Annotated in this window: 15 protein-coding genes and 1 riboswitch; of the genes, 6 read left to right on the top strand and 9 right to left on the bottom strand. The window is 47.6% G+C overall.

The window, feature by feature from the left end:
* Positions 1-39: 39 nt before the first annotated feature.
* The 4 genes from BCT27_RS06640 to glyQ all read right to left on the bottom strand — a co-directional run bounded on the left by BCT27_RS06640 (position 40) and on the right by glyQ (position 5,859).
* Positions 40-915 (bottom strand): alpha/beta hydrolase, encoded by an 876-nt coding sequence (locus BCT27_RS06640; RefSeq protein WP_102395366.1) that lies wholly within the window; start codon positions 913-915, stop codon positions 40-42.
* Between the two features lie 434 nt (positions 916-1,349).
* Positions 1,350-2,600, bottom strand: a complete 1,251-nt coding sequence (locus BCT27_RS06635) for a valine--pyruvate transaminase (RefSeq protein ID WP_102395365.1) — start codon at positions 2,598-2,600, stop codon at positions 1,350-1,352.
* Positions 2,601-2,858: 258 nt separating this feature from the next.
* The gene (gene glyS, locus BCT27_RS06630; protein WP_102395364.1) at positions 2,859-4,940 is read right to left on the bottom strand and encodes a glycine--tRNA ligase subunit beta; all 2,082 of its coding nucleotides are present in this window, start codon (positions 4,938-4,940) and stop codon (positions 2,859-2,861) included.
* A gap of 1 nt (position 4,941) precedes the next feature.
* Positions 4,942-5,859, bottom strand: coding sequence for a glycine--tRNA ligase subunit alpha (glyQ, locus tag BCT27_RS06625; RefSeq protein ID WP_017010570.1), 918 nt, complete (start codon positions 5,857-5,859; stop codon positions 4,942-4,944).
* Between the two features lie 172 nt (positions 5,860-6,031).
* A riboswitch (yybP-ykoY riboswitch) is annotated at positions 6,032-6,131 on the top strand.
* An 87-nt stretch (positions 6,132-6,218) separates the two neighbouring features.
* On the opposite strand from glyQ, the gene BCT27_RS06620 reads away from it, so the two are divergent.
* Positions 6,219-6,773 carry a TMEM165/GDT1 family protein gene (locus tag BCT27_RS06620; RefSeq protein ID WP_102395363.1) on the top strand — a complete coding sequence of 185 codons (555 nt, stop codon included), beginning with the start codon at positions 6,219-6,221 and terminating at the stop codon, positions 6,771-6,773.
* A gap of 98 nt (positions 6,774-6,871) precedes the next feature.
* The gene (locus BCT27_RS06615; RefSeq protein WP_017010568.1) at positions 6,872-7,141 is read left to right on the top strand and encodes a hypothetical protein; all 270 of its coding nucleotides are present in this window, start codon (positions 6,872-6,874) and stop codon (positions 7,139-7,141) included.
* Positions 7,142-7,215: 74 nt separating this feature from the next.
* Here the strand turns inward: BCT27_RS06615 and tusA are convergent, their stop codons facing one another.
* Positions 7,216-7,461 carry a sulfurtransferase TusA gene (gene tusA / locus BCT27_RS06610; protein WP_017010567.1) on the bottom strand — a complete coding sequence of 82 codons (246 nt, stop codon included), beginning with the start codon at positions 7,459-7,461 and terminating at the stop codon, positions 7,216-7,218.
* 350 nt (positions 7,462-7,811) lie between these two features.
* Here tusA and BCT27_RS06605 point away from each other — a divergent pair, with 350 nt between their 5' ends.
* Positions 7,812-8,753 (top strand): LysR family transcriptional regulator, encoded by a 942-nt coding sequence (locus BCT27_RS06605; protein WP_102317214.1) that lies wholly within the window; start codon positions 7,812-7,814, stop codon positions 8,751-8,753.
* Positions 8,754-8,839: 86 nt separating this feature from the next.
* Here the strand turns inward: BCT27_RS06605 and acuI are convergent, their stop codons facing one another.
* From acuI to fadB, 3 genes are all read right to left on the bottom strand, one after another.
* On the bottom strand, positions 8,840-9,820 hold the full coding sequence (acuI, locus tag BCT27_RS06600; RefSeq protein ID WP_102395362.1) for an acrylyl-CoA reductase (NADPH): 981 nt from the start codon (positions 9,818-9,820) through the stop codon (positions 8,840-8,842).
* 292 nt (positions 9,821-10,112) lie between these two features.
* Positions 10,113-11,279 carry an acetyl-CoA C-acyltransferase FadA gene (gene fadA, locus BCT27_RS06595; protein WP_102317212.1) on the bottom strand — a complete coding sequence of 389 codons (1,167 nt, stop codon included), beginning with the start codon at positions 11,277-11,279 and terminating at the stop codon, positions 10,113-10,115.
* Between the two features lie 32 nt (positions 11,280-11,311).
* Positions 11,312-13,477: a fatty acid oxidation complex subunit alpha FadB gene (gene fadB / locus BCT27_RS06590; protein ID WP_102395361.1), complete on the bottom strand. Its 2,166-nt coding sequence runs from the start codon at positions 13,475-13,477 to the stop codon at positions 11,312-11,314.
* A gap of 255 nt (positions 13,478-13,732) precedes the next feature.
* Here fadB and BCT27_RS06585 point away from each other — a divergent pair, with 255 nt between their 5' ends.
* Genes BCT27_RS06585 through hemG form a run of 3 tightly spaced genes read left to right on the top strand, consistent with a single transcriptional unit; the run spans position 13,733 to position 16,420 of the window.
* On the top strand, positions 13,733-14,359 hold the full coding sequence (locus tag BCT27_RS06585; protein ID WP_102317210.1) for a YigZ family protein: 627 nt from the start codon (positions 13,733-13,735) through the stop codon (positions 14,357-14,359).
* Between the two features lie 43 nt (positions 14,360-14,402).
* Positions 14,403-15,860 carry a TrkH family potassium uptake protein gene (locus BCT27_RS06580; RefSeq protein ID WP_017014627.1) on the top strand — a complete coding sequence of 486 codons (1,458 nt, stop codon included), beginning with the start codon at positions 14,403-14,405 and terminating at the stop codon, positions 15,858-15,860.
* A 35-nt stretch (positions 15,861-15,895) separates the two neighbouring features.
* On the top strand, positions 15,896-16,420 hold the full coding sequence (gene hemG, locus BCT27_RS06575; protein WP_102395360.1) for a menaquinone-dependent protoporphyrinogen IX dehydrogenase: 525 nt from the start codon (positions 15,896-15,898) through the stop codon (positions 16,418-16,420).
* A 96-nt stretch (positions 16,421-16,516) separates the two neighbouring features.
* Here hemG and BCT27_RS25750 read toward each other — a convergent pair.
* The coding region (locus BCT27_RS25750) for a hypothetical protein (protein WP_206748022.1) at positions 16,517-16,729 on the bottom strand (213 nt) is incomplete at its 5' end.

The raw sequence follows: 16,729 nt of genomic DNA, 5'->3' as shown, positions 1-16,729 counted from the left end.
AGCGTTACCTGTCCATCTAACCCATTGATTAATAGGTGTTTATAGGGCGTCGATTAGTGCGTTTTGAAGCTTAGGGTGTATTGGTTGGGTTGGATCGTTGTATGCGTGGATGTTTTGGTCGTGATCTTTGAATGAGCGCACTAGCACGTGATTCATGCCTTTGCACATTGTTAGACGTACAAAACTTTTCCCCACTACCTCTTCAAACATCATTCCATTCATTGCCTCAACCTGAATATCATTGTCGCCCTGTATCACATGTATGGGTCGACTCAACGTTGATGCTATGGCCAAGGGATCGATAAAATAGCATGACTTGATATACGGGATTACTGAAGGGCGGAACACCAGGGATAGATGTTCACAACCACATTGAACGGCTTTACCTTTCTTAATCGCCTCAAGGATTGTCTCAACATCTTCCGTAAATTGTGGTGCGCGTAGTTGATACTGTTTGATGAGGTTTTCAGCAAAAGATAGGGCAGGCGTTGCGATCAGTACTAACGAATTTATAAATGCCGTTTGCGCGACGAGCAATGCAATGAGCCCTCCTTCACTATGCCCAATAAGATTAAATGTCCTAAATCCGTATTCATCTGAAAGTGTTTGAATGATGGAGTGTATATCTTTCACATACGTATCAATGGTCAGATCTGACTCTAATAGTGATGTGAAACATGATTTACCCACACCTCTTTTATCGAATCGAAAACTGGCGTATTGGTGTCTTAGAAGGCTGGTGGATATCTTTTCTAAACTGTCATTTCGCAAACCTTCTTGATTACCGTTTCTATCGGTTGGACCCGACCCCGCAATAATGATCGACACAGCACTGTTGAGAGCTTCTTCATGAGTGACAAGCGTCCCTGATATCAATCCACCATCTACGTCTATTTCGACCTCTGATTCCGTCATTGTTCACCCTCCCTGATACGCGGATACAGAAATGTTTCACGTGGAACACGTGATCATGGGTCTCGCTTTCTCTTACTGTTAATTTAACCGAAGTTCATGGCCTCACTTTTTCATATGCATTTTCATCTAGATAGCCGGTTTAACGTTCACGAAGCTATGGCTCTGCCAGTGTCCAGTGACTCGGCTGAACGTCTAAAGATGTGAGGATATTTGCTGTTTGAGTCCGCCAACAGTTACTTGCCACTATATATTAACGTTGCTCAGGGAAGTGAGCGTAGCTAGGTGAACTGAGAACAATGTCGAATAGATGTCAGTAGGAATATTGCGATTGATAAAAACACGCTGAGGCGAGGGGATGGTCGAAAAAAAGCCAGTTAATGAATAACTGGCTTCGGAATAGTTAGATGCTTTTACTCAACGTTTCACGTGAAACATTATTTCTCGCCATACGCTTTCGCGACTTCTACAGCGAGTATTTCGATCCCTTTTTGGATCTTCTCATCATCTTGAACATAGTTCATTCGCAAGCACTGACGTGTATGTTCCCATTCGCTGTCTGAGCCAATAAAGAAGTACTCACCTGGAACAATGAGCAATCCTCTTGCTTTCAGGCGTTGGTATAGTTCTTTGGTGGTAATGGGAAGTTCATCGAACCAAAGCCAAAGAAATATAGCGCCTTCAGGTTTGTGAATTTTAAAACGAGGATCTGGAATGGCACTTTGAAGTAGCTCTACACTTCGTTGTGCTTTCTTTTGATAAAAAGGCTTTATGACGTTTTCGCTCAAACGGAGTAAGTCCCCATTATTTAGCATTTGGTTGGCAATGGCCGGACCCACACCGCACGGGGACAAACTAACGATGCCGTTGATGTTAGTGAGGGCTGAAATGGTTTCTTCTGCAGCGACAATGATGCCGCAACGAACGCCGGGTAAACCTAATTTAGATAGGCTAGAACAGAGAATCGTATTTTCATTCCAGAAGGGTTTTACGTCTTCAAAGATGATATTAGGGAAGGGCACGCCATAAGCGTTGTCGATGATAAGTGGAATATTGTGCTTACGTGCCAACACGTCGAGTTGGGCTATTTCGTTATCTGTTAAAACATTGCCAGTAGGGTTTGTTGGTCTGGAAGCACAGATGGCGCTGACTGACTCATCAATCTCTAATGTTGAAAAATCGACGTGGTATTTAAACTGACGGTTTTTCAAATACTCAATGGTAGGTTTAAAGCTAACAAACATATCGGGTGACAAGCCTGAGTCTGCATATCCAATGTATTCTGGTGTGAGCGGAAGAAGCACTTTCTTAAAACTGCCATCGTCGTAGTGACCTGCAAAGAGATTAAACAGATAGAAGAATGCACATTGGCTGCCGTTGGTCAGCATGATGTTCTTGCTCGTGATCGGCCAACCATAGGTGTCGCTGAGCATGGTTGCGAGTGATTCAATGAACGCAGTTTTACCTTGTGGGCCATCATAGTTTGATAGTGCGGCAACCAAGGTTCCATCATCTAGCATTTGTTGGCTAAGTGCAGTGAAGTGATTTGTCATTTCAGGGATGGCTGCTGGGTTACCACCACCAAGCATAATGGCATCCGGGTTTCTTAAGCCGTCATTCAAATCATCCATCAATTGGGTGATGCCAGAGTGTTGGGAAAACTTCGTCCCAAATTTAGAAAACTGCATACGTGCGAGACCTTAATCCTTTATTTATTGTTCGTCGCGATCCATCAAACATACCGTAAACACTGCTCAAATTGAACGCAGATTTCAGGCTTTTTCTGAGAAGCTTAGAATTCAGATTTACGTATAACGCTTTATTGTTTTTCGGGAGTAAAAGATAACGTAAGAATGATGTTTCACGTGGAACAATTATCCTGAGAAGCGAGAAGTGGACAAAAAAAAGCCCCGCAATGATGCGGGGCTTCTTCTTCGTGTTTAGGTTTATTTCTTAAGCAGAGAAATATCTGCAACGTTCATAAACTGGCTACGAAGGGTATTCAGCAATGCGAGACGGTTAGCCTTTAGGGCTTCATCTTCCGCCATGACCATGACGTTATCGAAGAAGCTGTCTACAGGTTCACGAAGGTCTGCAAGCTGCGTCAGCGCGGTCTGGTAATCACCAGCCGCAAATAGCGGTGCAAGGCTTTCAACCAAAGACGTCACTTTGTCTGCCAGTGTTTTCTCTGCATCTTCAACCAGAAGGTTTGCATCGATGGCTGCGGGTAGTTGGCCTTCGAATTTCGCCAGGATATTACCCACACGTTTGTTCGCGGCTGCCAGCGATTCTGCAGCGTCTAGTGAGCGGAAATGAGTAACCGCCTTAACACGCTGATCGAAGTCTGCTGGTTGAGTAGGGCGACGAGCAAGAACCGCTTGGATAACGTCTACACTGTGGCCTTCGTCTTGATACCAAGCACGGAAGCGACCCAGCATGAATTCGATAACATCACTCTCAACGTTGTCGTTAGTCAGACGGCTGGTGCCATCTTCTAGCGCAAACAGTGATTTTGCTTTGGCAACAAGGTCAACCAAATCCAAGTCGTAACCGTATTCAACGATGATACGAAGCACACCCAAAGATGCACGACGAAGCGCGAATGGATCAGAGCCTTTCGGTGCTTGGCCAATACCAAAGATACCGACGATAGTATCAAGCTTGTCAGCCATCGACAGAGCAGATGAAACACCATTGCTAGGTAAATCATCGCCAGCAAAACGTGGCATGTATTGCTCGTTCAGCGCGACCGCAACTTCTTCAGCTTCGCCATCGTGGCGAGCATAGTGCATGCCCATCACACCTTGGGTGTCAGTGAATTCAAAAACCATTGAGGTCATCAAATCACATTTCGCAAGCAGGCCTGCACGTTTCGCGTTATCAACGTCAGTACCAATCTTGTCAGCAATGTAGCCAGCAAGCTCGGTGATACGATCCGTTTTGTCTTTGATGGTGCCCAATTGTTTCTGGAAAATCGCCGTTTCCAATTGTGGCAAACGATCAATCAACGGACGCTTACGGTCGGTATTGAAGAAGAATTCCGCATCCGCTAGGCGAGGGCGTACAACCTTCTCGTTACCTTCAATAACGTGGCGTGGCTCTTTTGACTCGATGTTTGATACGAAGATGAAGTTAGGCAGAAGCTGCTTGTCTTCGCTGTAAACAGGGAAGTACTTCTGGTCACCTTTCATGGTGTAAACCAGCGCTTCAGCAGGTACCTTCAAGAACGCTTCTTCGAAGGTTGCGGTCAGTACAACTGGCCATTCAACCAAAGAGGTGACTTCTTCTACCAAGTCATCTTCTAGATCTGCGATACCGCCAACCAGCTCTGCCGCTTTCTTCGCATCCTCGAGAATGATGGCTTTACGCGCTTCGTAATCCGCCATGACTTTACCGCGCTCTTCCAAGATTGCTGGATACTGATCGGCATTGTCGATGGTAAATTCTGGTTCACCCATAAAGCGGTGACCACGGATAGTGCGTGCAGAAGCCACGCCCATGATGGTGCCTTCAATAAGGTCTTCACCCATCAGGATGGTCAGGGTTTTTACAGGGCGGATGAATTGGGTGTCTTTATCTCCCCAACGCATTGGCTTCGCGATAGGCAGATTGGCCAGTGCTTTATCTGCCAGTGAAACAATGATTTCTTTCGCGTCTTGGCCTTTGACTTCTTGTTTAAACAGAAGCCATTCGCCTTTGTCAGTTGCAATACGGTCAGCTTGTTCAACGGTGATACCGTTACCACGCGCCCAACCTTGTGCCGCTTTGGTTGGATTACCATCGGCATCAAACGCAACAGACACAGCAGGTCCACGTTTCTCAACCAGCTTGTCAGCTTGTTGCTCGTCCAGCGATGCAATCTTCAATGCAAGGCGGCGAGGGGTCGCGTACCAAGTAATGCCTTCGTGCGTTAGCTCTGCGTCTTTCAATTCTCTTTCAAAGTTCGCAGCGAACGCTTCAGCAAGGGTACGAAGTTGCGTTGGTGGCAATTCTTCTGTACCTAGCTCAATCAGGAAATTCTTTGCCATCTTACTTCTCCTCATCCTTTTTACACATTGGGAAGCCAAGTGCTTCACGTGATGCGTAGTACGCTTCTGCAACTGACTTCGTCAGGTTACGAATGCGAAGGATGTAGCGTTGACGCTCAGTCACAGAGATTGCCTTACGTGCATCCAATAGGTTGAATGCATGGCCTGCTTTTAGAATGCGCTCATACGCTGGAAGAGACAGTGGCTTTTCAAGTTCGAGAAGGTGCTTACACTCTTTCTCGCACTGATCGAAGTACGCAAACAAGAAATCTACATCTGCGTGTTCAAAGTTGTAGGTCGATTGCTCAACTTCGTTCTGGTGGAAGATATCGCCGTACGTCACTTTGCCGAATGGGCCATCGGTCCATACCAAGTCATAAACAGAGTCTACCGCTTGAATGTACATGGCAAGACGTTCGATACCGTAAGTGATTTCGCCGGTAACCGGCTTACACTCAAGTCCACCTACTTGCTGGAAGTAAGTAAACTGCGTCACTTCCATGCCATTTAGCCAAACTTCCCAGCCAAGACCCCAAGCACCCAATGTTGGGTTTTCCCAGTTGTCTTCTACGAAGCGAATATCATGCACTTCTGGGTCGATACCAAGAACACGTAGCGAACCCAAGTACAATTCCTGAATGTTGTCAGGAGATGGCTTCATGATGGTCTGGAACTGATAGTAGTGTTGTAGACGGTTAGGGTTTTCACCGTAACGGCCATCAGTCGGGCGACGTGAAGGTTGAACGTATGCGGCTGCAATTGGCTCGGGGCCGATTGCTCGCAGACACGTCATTGGGTGAGAGGTGCCTGCACCTACTTCCATGTCGAGTGGTTGCACGATGGTGCAACCTTGTTGGGCCCAGTAATCCTGCAGCGCGAGGATCATGCCCTGAAAAGTTTTAACGTCGAATTTTTGCATCGTCAGGTTCGCGCGATTAGTGAATGGAAAATAACACGCGATTATAACGCGCTAGGCGTGGGATAAGTAGCGTTGATGGCGGTTTTTTGTCCGTTGAACATGAGACAAGCGATGTTTGTCGGAACTCTTGAATTGAGACTATTGAGTCTGTGCCACAGATAATCGTAGAATGCAGGTCGTTTTTGGGGAGTAGTCTCTCGCGCCAGCGAGGTCATTATCAACATAGTTGAAGCCACATGCTTCATGGTAATGACGACTTACATTGTGAGTTTGACGAGACCAATGACATATCACATGAACCGGCGGGGCATGGGATCTGTCATTGTTGTCGAATCAATCACCCGCCCTGGAAAACAATAATGAGCATACTTGTCGTCTCTATCACGACCGTCGCCTTGGCGGAAATCGGTGATAAAACTCAACTCTTGTCCTTGCTGTTAGCAAGTCGATACCGCAAACCCATACCTATCATTCTGGCCATCTTTTTCGCGACGTTATTGAATCATGCATTAGCCGCTTGGTTGGGTGTGGTGGTTGCAGACTATCTTTCTCCCGAGATTTTGAATTGGGTATTGTTGCTGAGCTTTGTTGCGATGGCGGGCTGGATACTTATCCCCGATAAATTTGACGAAGAGTCTGAATCAAAACACGGGCCTTTTGTGGCGAGCTTCATTGCGTTTTTTATTGCTGAGATAGGGGACAAAACGCAAGTGGCAACCACCATGCTTGGCGCCCAGTATCATGAGGCGTTGTGGCTGGTGATCATCGGTACGACGATAGGCATGTTGCTGGCCAATGTACCTGTGGTGTTGTTTGGAAAAAAAGCGGCGAATGCGTTGCCTTTGGATACCATGAGGTATATCACCGCAGCCGTGTTTTTAGTCCTCGCGGTGGTGGTGTTATTGAAACTGTAATGTCATCTTCCGGCGTATAAATGTGTGATTATATCGACACTCCCATGACAAACTTCATGGTAGCGTGAGGGAAGTTAGGTTGATGTAAGGAGCACGTTATGGAGCGGTTTCTCGCGATCAGTCCACGTAGTCAACTGTGGTTGTTTCACACGGCGTTAGCGCTCAATATTTTGGGTATGATGCTTACCGATATGTGGATACCCATGGTGGTTGGTGCGATAGTGACCACTTACTTATCTATCGATGCGCTGATTCGTGTTCGGTATATTTTGCCGCTGAAAAAAGAGTTGCGGGAACTTGAACGTGAAAACGTTGTGCTGCGTAAGAAGATAAGTGATGTTGAACAGTCCTCTGCGTTTGAATATTGAACAATAAAAAAGGCAGCCTAAGCTGCCTTTTCTTGTTTTGCCTGCTGCATATATTGTGTGAACTGTAGCGCTGTTCACACACCTTTGCGGATCAGGTAGCGATATGGCGCTGATTCTGATTCTTGTGCGACGAGCGTATGATCCATAAACCGGCAAAAGCTTGGAATGTCGCGCGTCGTCGATGGGTCATCGGCAACAATTAACAACGATTCGCCTTCTTTCATGTTACGGATTGTTTTTCTCACCATCATTACAGGCTCAGGACAACGCAGGCCTTCAGCGTCTAAATAATGATCCGGTTTTTCAAATTCTGAACTCATATTCTTTCGTCGCATTAAAAACGTCGACCTGATCATACTTATGACGACAAAATATTCAACAGGGCTTGGAATTGTAAAATATATGTGTAATTTAATTAACAAGCTGTTAACGATTGTGTTGTGAACCCCTAAGCAGACAGACTTCTCCTTCTGTCGCGATACGGATAATAGGTTGGTTCAGCAGCTAAGCTACTCACTCATCGATACACTCACACCCAGTTTCTTGGGCTTCCCCGCTATATGCGGGATTTTTTTTATCTAAAATTTGGCTATCTCAGTCGTGCCAGACGCATAAGCATAATGGCCGCGCTTGAGTATAATGGCCGCACATTACCTTGTTTGAGCTATCTATGGAACTTGAAGATATTTATCGCCGTGATCTCAACTTGCTCATCGCGTTGCGGGTACTGCTAGAAGAAGGCAGTGTCAGTAAGGCCGCGGTGCGATTAAGTTTGAGTCAATCGGCGATGAGTCGCGTGCTGGGTCGTCTTCGCCGTTTAACGGGTGATCCGTTATTCACACGCCATGGTCAGCAGTTGATTCCAACGCAACGTGCGCTGGAACTCAATACCTCACTGACAGCCCCTTTGGATTCACTTCGGACGATTCTTTCACCCGAGGAGTTTGACCCTACAAATTGCGATCAGTTGTTCAAGATAGCGACGACGGATTATGCCATGCAAACGATCTTGCCGTTTGCTCTGCCACGTATTTACGAAGAAGCGCCGAATGTGTCGCTTGAGTTTGCGCCGTTGCAACACGATCAATTGTTACGACAGTTAGCATCGGAAGGGTGCGACATGGCGATCTGTCGTTCGACAGGTGCTGTGGACCCGTTAGAGTCAGACAAACTTGGCTTGGTCAGTGTGTTTTGCCTATTGGCGAAGCATCATCCATTGGCGGATGAAACCTTAACATTAGACGATTACCTGTCTTATCCGCATGCAGTGATAGCCATCAGTGATGGCGTGAAAACCCTGATTGATGATGCGTTAAGAGGGTACCCAAAACCAAAATTGGCGTTGCGTGCTTATCATTTAGAAGCGGCGCTCGCGATGGTGGACTCGATTCCTTTGATCATTACGGTACCCGCTGATCTCGCTTATTTAGTGGCTGAGAAATACGATTTAGTGATCAAGCCGCTGCCATTTGATTTTAAGCCGTTTGATTATTCACTCATTTGGCACCCGCGTACTGAGCATTCAACGGCACAAGTATGGCTGCGTAATTTGATCAAAGAAGAGTGTGGCCGACTGATAGCGAGCCGAACCAAAGACATGGGGTTGGTGTAGCGACCTTGCGGACAGCAGCGAAGTTGCTCAGGGCAGATCAAAAAACGGAGCGCGAGGCTCCGTTTTTTATTGGGCGATGACTTGGCTTATAGCTTGATCAACACGCGACCTTTAATTTGACCGTTAGTGATGGCTTCAGCAGCATCTGCAACGTCTTCTAGGCCGATTTCAGAACAACCGTGCTCGAAGTAGCTTGCCGGTAGAATCTCTGAGATGCGTTTCCATGCTTTTTGGCGGCGTTCAAACGGTGCGTAAACAGAATCCACACCCAGCAATTTCACGCCGCGCAGAATGAAAGGCATTACGGTGGTTGGAAGGTCAAAACCGCCAGCCAAACCACACGCTGCAACAGCACCGTCGTAATCTGTTTGTGCTAAAACGCGTGCCAACATTTTGCTGCCCACGGTATCAACCGCACCGGCCCACAGTTGTTTTTCGAGTGGACGGCCTGCGTCATCGAATTCACTGCGCTCAACAATGCGAGATGCGCCTAGTTCTTTCAGCCACTCACCGTTTTCGCTTGCACGACCGGTCACAGCAACCACTTGGTAACCCAGTGTTGAAAGAAGTGTAACGGCAACAGAGCCCACACCGCCACTTGCACCAGTGACAAGGATTTCACCTTTCTCTGGTGTAATGCCCGCATCTTGAAGCGCTTGCACACAAAGCATTGCGGTTAGGCCTGCAGTACCAATTTTCATTGCTTGGTCGCCAGACAGTGTTTCTGGTAGCGGAACAAGCCAATCTGCTTTCAAGCGCGCTTTTTGCGCCATGCCACCCCAATGACCTTCACCGACACCCCAGCCAGTTAATACCACTTTCTGACCTGCGGTATAACGCTCATCAGAAGATTCAACCACGGTACCGGTAAGATCGATACCAGGAACCATTGGGAAATCACGCACGATACGGCCTTTGCCAGTAATCGCTAAACCATCTTTGTAGTTCAATGATGAGTAATCAACATCAATCAATACATCGCCTTCTGGCAATTGGCTGATTTCCAATTCTTGGATGCTTGAGGTGGTGATTTTGTCTGCTTGATCCAGCACGAGAGCTTTGAACATGCCGTATTCTCCGGAAAGGGCAAGAAATGATGCCTAGAGTGTAGAACCAAATTCGCCATGAAAATAATGAATCTAATTCATTTGCCCTATGCGCTAAAAGCATAGATTGTTTTGTTTCGCATACTTAAGCGCAATGCTATGCGGTCAGATGATGGTGTTTGGTCAACGTGACGTGAATTTCTGAGGGGCAGTTCGATTATGAAACACATGTTTGGGTGGGTTGTCGTGTGGTTATCAAAAGAAAAAGCCGGACGTAGGATGTGTCCGGCTTTTCGATTGCGCGTATTGTTAGTTATTCAACACGTTCAAAGACGGTTGCGATACCTTGACCAAGCCCGATACACATGGTGGCAAGACCAAATTCAACATCGTTCGCTTCCATCAGGTTAATGAGCGTTGTTGAAATTCGCGCACCAGAACAACCTAATGGGTGACCCAGAGCAATCGCGCCACCATTAAGGTTCACTTTGTCGTCAACCTTATCGAGCAAACCGAGGTCTTTCGCACACGGCAGTGACTGTGCGGCAAATGCTTCATTCAGCTCGACCATGCCAATGTCATCAATGCTTAAACCTGCACGTTTAAGTGCTTTGTGACTCGCAGGTACAGGGCCGTAACCCATGATCGACGGATCACAACCTGCAACTGCCATTGAACGAATGCGCGCGCGGATTGGAAGGCCGAGTGATTTGGCCTTGTCTTCGCTCATGACCAACATGGCCGCGGCACCATCGGAAAGGGCTGATGATGTTCCCGCGGTCACGGTTCCGTTCACTGGGTCGAACACCGGGCGCAATCCTGCCAAGCCTTCAACGGTCGTTTCGGGACGAATAACTTCATCGTTCTCCAGAAGGATGAGGCCGCCTTTGTCGTCATGCCCTTCGGTTGGCATGATTTCATTTTTAAAGCGTCCTTCAACGGTGGCGGCATAGGCACGTTGGTGTGAACGCGCAGCAAAGGCATCTTGTTGTTCGCGACTGATACCGTGAATGCGGCCGAGCATTTCCGCTGTCAGTCCCATCATGCCTGCAGCTTTCGCGACAGATTTTGACAGGCCTGGATGGAAATCAACACCGTGGGTCATAGGAACGTGTCCCATGTGCTCCACACCACCAATCAGACAGACATCCGCATCGCCAATCATGATGGCACGGCTTGCATCATGCAGGGCTTGCATGGATGAACCACAAAGGCGGTTAACGGTGGTCGCTGCCACTGAGTGCGGAATACCTGCAAGTAGCGAGGCGTTGCGCGCGACGTTGAAACCTTGCTCTAGGGTTTGTTGCACACAACCCCAGTAAATATCTTCAATGTCTGCTGGATCGAGCTGTGGGTTACGTGCCAGCAAAGATTGCATCAAGTGTGCAGACAAATCTTCCGCACGGACGTTTCGATACGCGCCGGCTTTGGAGCGTCCCATTGGGGTTCGAATGCAATCGACAATCACTACGTTGTTCATTGTGTTTTCCCTCTTATTCTTAATCCGTGTGGTTAGGCAGACTGTCGTTGGGCATCGAAGTACCCTTCGCCTTTGGCTGCTTTATCGCGCAGACCTTGTGGTACGTGATAAACCGCACCGAGGTCAGCAAGCTTGTCAGCCATTTCTACATAATTCGCCAATCCGATGGTGTCGAGATAGCGGAAAACGCCACCACGGAAAGGAGGGAAACCAAGACCATATACCAGCGCCATGTCCGCTTCTTGCGGCGTAGCGATGATGCCTTCTTCTAAACAGCGCACCACTTCGTTGATCATCGGCACCATCATTCGGTTGATGGTATCGCTATCACTGAATTCCGTGCTGTTGCCAACAACCGGTGCCAACAATGCTTCCGCATCTGCATCCACGTCTTTCTTCGGCTTACCTTTGCGGTCGATGGAGTAGCGGTAGAAGCCAGAACCATTTTTCTGACCGAAGCGTTCATTTTCAAACATGACATCAACGCCATCTTTGTAGTCTTTTGCCATGCGCTCTGGGAAACCTTCCGCCATCACGGCTTGTGCATGGTGCGCGGTATCGATACCCACCACATCCAGCAGGTAAGCCGGGCCCATTGGCCAGCCGAATTTCTTCTCCATAATTTTGTCGACAGCTTTGAAGTCTGCACCATCGCGCAGTAACAAGCTAAAGCCAGCAAAGTAAGGGAAAAGGACACGGTTAACGAAAAACCCTGGGCAGTCGTTAACGACCACGGGGCTTTTGCCCATTTTGGCGGCGTAAGCTACAACGCGAGACACCGTTTCGTCGGAGGTGTCTTTACCGCGAATAACTTCCACCAATGGCATGCGGTGCACTGGGTTGAAGAAGTGCATACCACAGAAGTTCTCTGGGCGTTTGAGGGATTTCGCCAGCAAGTCGATAGGGATGGTAGATGTGTTCGATGCGAGCACTGCATCTTCACTGATCATGTCTTCTACTTCACTGAGCACAGCTGCTTTGATTTTCGGGTTCTCAACCACGGCTTCAACAATCACGTCAGCGTGTTCAATACCTGCGTAATGAAGACTAGGGGTGATGGATGCCAAAATATCTGCCATTTTTAGGCCGTTGATTCGACCGCGCTCTAATTGCTTGTTAAGCAATTTGGAGGCTTCTTTCATCCCCGTTTCAAGAGATGCTTGGCTGATGTCTTTCATCAGTACTGGTACGCCTCTACTGGCTGATTGGTAGGCAATACCGCCACCCATGATGCCAGCACCTAATACGGATGCACGTTCTGTCGCTTTACCGGCTTTAGCTGCTTTCTTTGCTTCTGCTTTCAAGTATTGGTCATTGAGGAAGATGCCGACCAAGGCTTGGGTCACTTCGTTTTTCGCGAGCTTAACGAAATGTTTGTTCTCAACCACAAGTGCGTCGTCACGGCCGCTTCGCGCTGCTTCTTCAATAGAGATAACGGCGGTCATTGGCGCGGGGTAGTGTGGGCCTGCAACACGAGCAACCATGCCTTTTGCCATGGTGAAGCTCATGGTGGCTTCCATCTTGTTCAGTTGCAGTGGCGCTTTTTTCTGTGCGCGGCGTGATTGCCAATCAAGCTTTCCTTCAACGGCTTGTGTCGCCAGTTGAATTGCGGCATCACGAAGGTCATCCGGTGCAGTTACTGCATCAACCAAACCGAGTTTCAGTGCGGCTGGGGCTTTGCTTTCTTTACCCGCGGTGATGAGTTCCATCGCGGTATCAGCCCCTAATAGGCGAGGCATACGAACTGTGCCGCCAAACCCCGGCATGATGCCCAGTTTCGTTTCTGGCAAACCAATGCGTGCAGTGGAATCTGCAATACGGAAATCTGTCGCTAAGATACACTCACAGCCACCGCCTAATGCATACCCAGTGATTACTGATATGGTCGGGAAGGGCAGATCTTCAAGCTTGTTGAAGATGTTGTTCGCGTGAGTGACCCATTCTGAGAGCTCATTTTCGGGTTTGGCAAACAAACCTAAAAATTCAGTGATGTCGGCACCGACAACAAAGGCGCTTTTTGCAGAGGTAAGAAGCAGGGCTTTTACGTCTGTCTCTTTTGCTAATGCGTCTAAGGCTTCGTTGAGGCTTTCCAGCGTTGCAAGGTCAAATTTGTTAACAGAACCTGGTGCGTCGAGGTTGAGTTCCGCAAGGCCATTTTCCAAATAGCGTACGGACAGCGTGTCACCTTGGTAAATCATGTTCTATCTCCGTATTGCCAGCTCTATGTCTGGTTATTGGTTTACCGTAAATAGGATTAGTCTGGTAAGACCAGTTAATTCAGTCTGAACGTCACCGATCAATAAAGCAACCAAAATGTTAAACGATTGTTTAAATCAAGTGTTTGATCTGTGTCTCAACGCGTTGGAGACATTGTGAAACCCGTAAACGCGGTTAGCCGTGAAAAGGTGTTACTGTGTTAACATCCCGCGCCTTTTATATGATAGGTCTATGTAATGAATATCACCCCTTATCTGATCCCTGCCGATGCAGTGGTGTCAGAAGAGGAAATAAAGAAGAGTCGCTTTATTACCTACCTAGCTCATACGCCGGGCGTTGAAAACGCAAAAGCGTTTGTTGCAGATATCAAAGCGCGACACGGCGATGCCCGCCATAATTGCTGGGCTTTTGTTGCTGGGCGTCCTGATGATTCGATGTCTTGGGGCTTTAGTGACGATGGAGAACCTTCAGGAACGGCAGGGAAACCAATCCTTGCGCAGCTCACAGGTTCAGGTGTTGGTGAGATAACTGCGGTGGTTACTCGCTACTATGGTGGTATTCGATTAGGAACGGGTGGCTTGGTTAAAGCCTATGGCGGAGGGGTTCAACAAGCGCTGACAAAACTTGCAACAAACGAAAAGGCAATTACGGTCCAGTTCACACTAAGCTGTGAATACCCTCACATTGCCTTGATTGAATCCATCTTGGCATCTCACAACGCGGTTCAGGTTAATACTGAATTCAGCCATAATGTGTTGATGACAGTGGAAGTGGATGCACGGAGTGCCGACCAGATCGCCAGTGAGATATTCAATCGCACACGGGGTCAGGTAAGTGCTACCGGGCTAGATAATAAATCATGATTCAGGCTAACCCCTGGATACAAGGAATGCGCCGTCTCAGGCTATGCAGTTTCGTTCAATAATTCGAATTGTCGGGTTACTCCTGGCACTATTTAGTATCACCATGCTGGCGCCAGCAGTGGTGGCATTTATCTATCGAGACGGTGAGGGTTTCCCTTTCGTTCTCACCTTCTTCCTCCTACTTGCTGGTGGCGGCATGTTGTGGTTTCCGAACCGCCGCTATCGCCATGAGCTCAAAGCCAGAGATGGCTTCCTTATTGTTGTGTTGTTTTGGACGGTTATCGGGAGCGCGGGGTCAATCCCGTTTATGCTCTCCGAACAACCTTCCATGTCAGTGACTGATGCCTTTTTCGAATCCTTTTCTGGGCTGACAACGACAGGTGCAACAGTAATGGTAGGCCTCGATGACTTACCAAAAGCGGTCTTGTTCTATCGCCAGCTTCTGCAGTGGTTCGGCGGTATGGGTATCATTGTCTTGGCCGTGGCGATTTTGCCCGTGCTGGGTATCGGGGGTATGCAGCTGTATCGCGCTGAGATCCCAGGGCCAGTGAAAGACAGCAAGATGACACCAAGGATTGCGGAAACCGCAAAAGCGCTGTGGTACATCTACCTAGCGTTGACCTTGTCGTGTGCATTCGCCTACTGGCTGGCTGGCATGAGCGTCTTTGATGCAATCAGTCATAGCTTTTCTACCGTCGCGATTGGGGGGTTCTCAACCCATGATGCGAGTATCGGTTATTTCAATAGCCCGGCGATTAACTTCATCACGGTCTTTTTCCTCTTTATATCTGCTTGTAACTTTTCACTGCACTTTGCTGCGTTTTCGAGTGGCAAGTTACACCCTGGGTACTATTTTAAAGATCCCGAATTTCGCGCGTTTATTGTGATTCAGCTGATTTTGCTTTCTATCGTTTTCTGGATGCTATTAAGCCACAGTACCTACGATTCTGAGTTTGAAGCCTTTAACCAAGCCATTTTCCAAACCGTTTCTATCAGTACAACGGCTGGCTATACCACGACAGGGTTTTCTGAGTGGCCCCTGTTCTTGCCTGTGCTTTTGCTTTTTTCTTCATTTATCGGAGGGTGTGCGGGTTCAACCGGTGGTGGGATGAAAGTGATCCGAATCTTGTTACTTTCCCTACAAGGTTCTCGTGAATTAAAACGTTTGGTTCACCCAAGGGCGGTTTACACCATCAAAGTTGGGAACAAGGCATTACCTCAGCAGGTCGTTGATGCGGTATGGGGATTCTTCTCTGCATATGCGTTGGTCTTTGTTCTATGTATGTTGGCATTAATCGCAACAGGTCTTGATGAGTTGAGTGCATTCTCTGCAGTCACCGCAACGCTTAATAACTTAGGCCCCGGCTTAGGAGAGGTTGCTGTGCACTTTGGTGATATTAATGACAGTGCGAAATGGGTGTTAATTGTTTCTATGCTTTTCGGACGTTTAGAAGTGTTCACCTTATTGGTGTTATTCACCCCGACCTTCTGGCGCAGTTAGTCAGTAAACGCCTTTTAGCTATATAAGGATAATTCGTGAAAAAAGCGCTTCTACTTCACTCTAGCCGTGAAGGGCAAACCATCAAAATCCTTCGTTATATAGAGAAGGAGCTGGTTGATACTCATCAGTGCGAGCTGGTGGATCTCCATGAGACTCCAGATATCGACTTTACACCGTATGACAAAGTCATGATTGGTGCATCAATTCGCTATGGTCATCTTAATAAGAAGCTCTATAAGTTCATTGATAGGCACCTTTCTGAATTGGATAAAGCAAAGACGGCGTTCTTCTGTGTGAACTTAACGGCGAGAAAGCCCGAGAAAGACACGCCAGAAACCAGTGTTTATATGAAGAAGTTCTTAACGCTGTCTCCGTGGCAGCCTAAGTTACTTGATGTGTTTGCCGGTGCACTCTATTACCCTCGGTATAAATTCTTCGACAGAGTAATGATTCAGTTCATTATGAAGATGACTGGGGGAGAAACAGACCCTACAAAAGAAATTGAGTACACTAATTGGGCCCGAGTGAAGCTGCTTTCAGAGCGATTTGGCTCGCTTTAACATCACATTGATTGAAAAATGGCCGAACAGGCCATTTTTCATGAAAAACCTCGCAAAACCCCTTGCCAAGATCTGAACCATCCCTATAATGCGACCTCACTGACACGGCGACCTGCTCCACACGGAACTGGCCACTGAATCAGTACGGCGAAACGGCTTCAAAATTGATTGAAAATAAACGCTTGACGTTAACAACTCAATCAGTAGAATGCCCGCCTGCTTCAACGGAAAAGCCCAGTGCTTATCGCGGTTGAAGGAAGTCAACAAGACGTTTTGGATGCGGTGAACACCACGCTGAAAAATCTCAAA

It is taken from the genome of Enterovibrio norvegicus, assembly GCF_002876705.1.
Taxonomy (GTDB): Bacteria; Pseudomonadota; Gammaproteobacteria; order Enterobacterales; family Vibrionaceae; genus Enterovibrio; species Enterovibrio norvegicus_B.
The sequence above is the reverse complement of the archived record's forward strand: the minus strand, read 5'-3'. Positions and strand labels throughout refer to the sequence as shown.

Bases quoted from the DNA above. Each gene is read 5' to 3' on its own strand.
- BCT27_RS06580 (WP_017014627.1), top strand. From the start codon at position 14,403: ATGCAGTTTCGTTCAATAATTCGAATTGTCGGGTTACTCCTGGCACTA.
- acuI (WP_102395362.1), bottom strand. From the start codon at position 9,820: ATGTTCAAAGCTCTCGTGCTGGATCAAGCAGACAAAATCACCACCTCA.
- tusA (WP_017010567.1), bottom strand. From the start codon at position 7,461: ATGAGTTCAGAATTTGAAAAACCGGATCATTATTTAGACGCTGAAGGC.
- fadB (WP_102395361.1), bottom strand. From the start codon at position 13,477: ATGATTTACCAAGGTGACACGCTGTCCGTACGCTATTTGGAAAATGGC.
- BCT27_RS06635 (WP_102395365.1), bottom strand. From the start codon at position 2,600: ATGCAGTTTTCTAAATTTGGGACGAAGTTTTCCCAACACTCTGGCATC.
- BCT27_RS06585 (WP_102317210.1), top strand. From the start codon at position 13,733: ATGAATATCACCCCTTATCTGATCCCTGCCGATGCAGTGGTGTCAGAA.
- glyQ (WP_017010570.1), bottom strand. From the start codon at position 5,859: ATGCAAAAATTCGACGTTAAAACTTTTCAGGGCATGATCCTCGCGCTG.
- BCT27_RS06620 (WP_102395363.1), top strand. From the start codon at position 6,219: ATGAGCATACTTGTCGTCTCTATCACGACCGTCGCCTTGGCGGAAATC.
- glyS (WP_102395364.1), bottom strand. From the start codon at position 4,940: ATGGCAAAGAATTTCCTGATTGAGCTAGGTACAGAAGAATTGCCACCA.
- BCT27_RS06615 (WP_017010568.1), top strand. From the start codon at position 6,872: ATGGAGCGGTTTCTCGCGATCAGTCCACGTAGTCAACTGTGGTTGTTT.
- BCT27_RS06640 (WP_102395366.1), bottom strand. From the start codon at position 915: ATGACGGAATCAGAGGTCGAAATAGACGTAGATGGTGGATTGATATCA.
- BCT27_RS06605 (WP_102317214.1), top strand. From the start codon at position 7,812: ATGGAACTTGAAGATATTTATCGCCGTGATCTCAACTTGCTCATCGCG.
- fadA (WP_102317212.1), bottom strand. From the start codon at position 11,279: ATGAACAACGTAGTGATTGTCGATTGCATTCGAACCCCAATGGGACGC.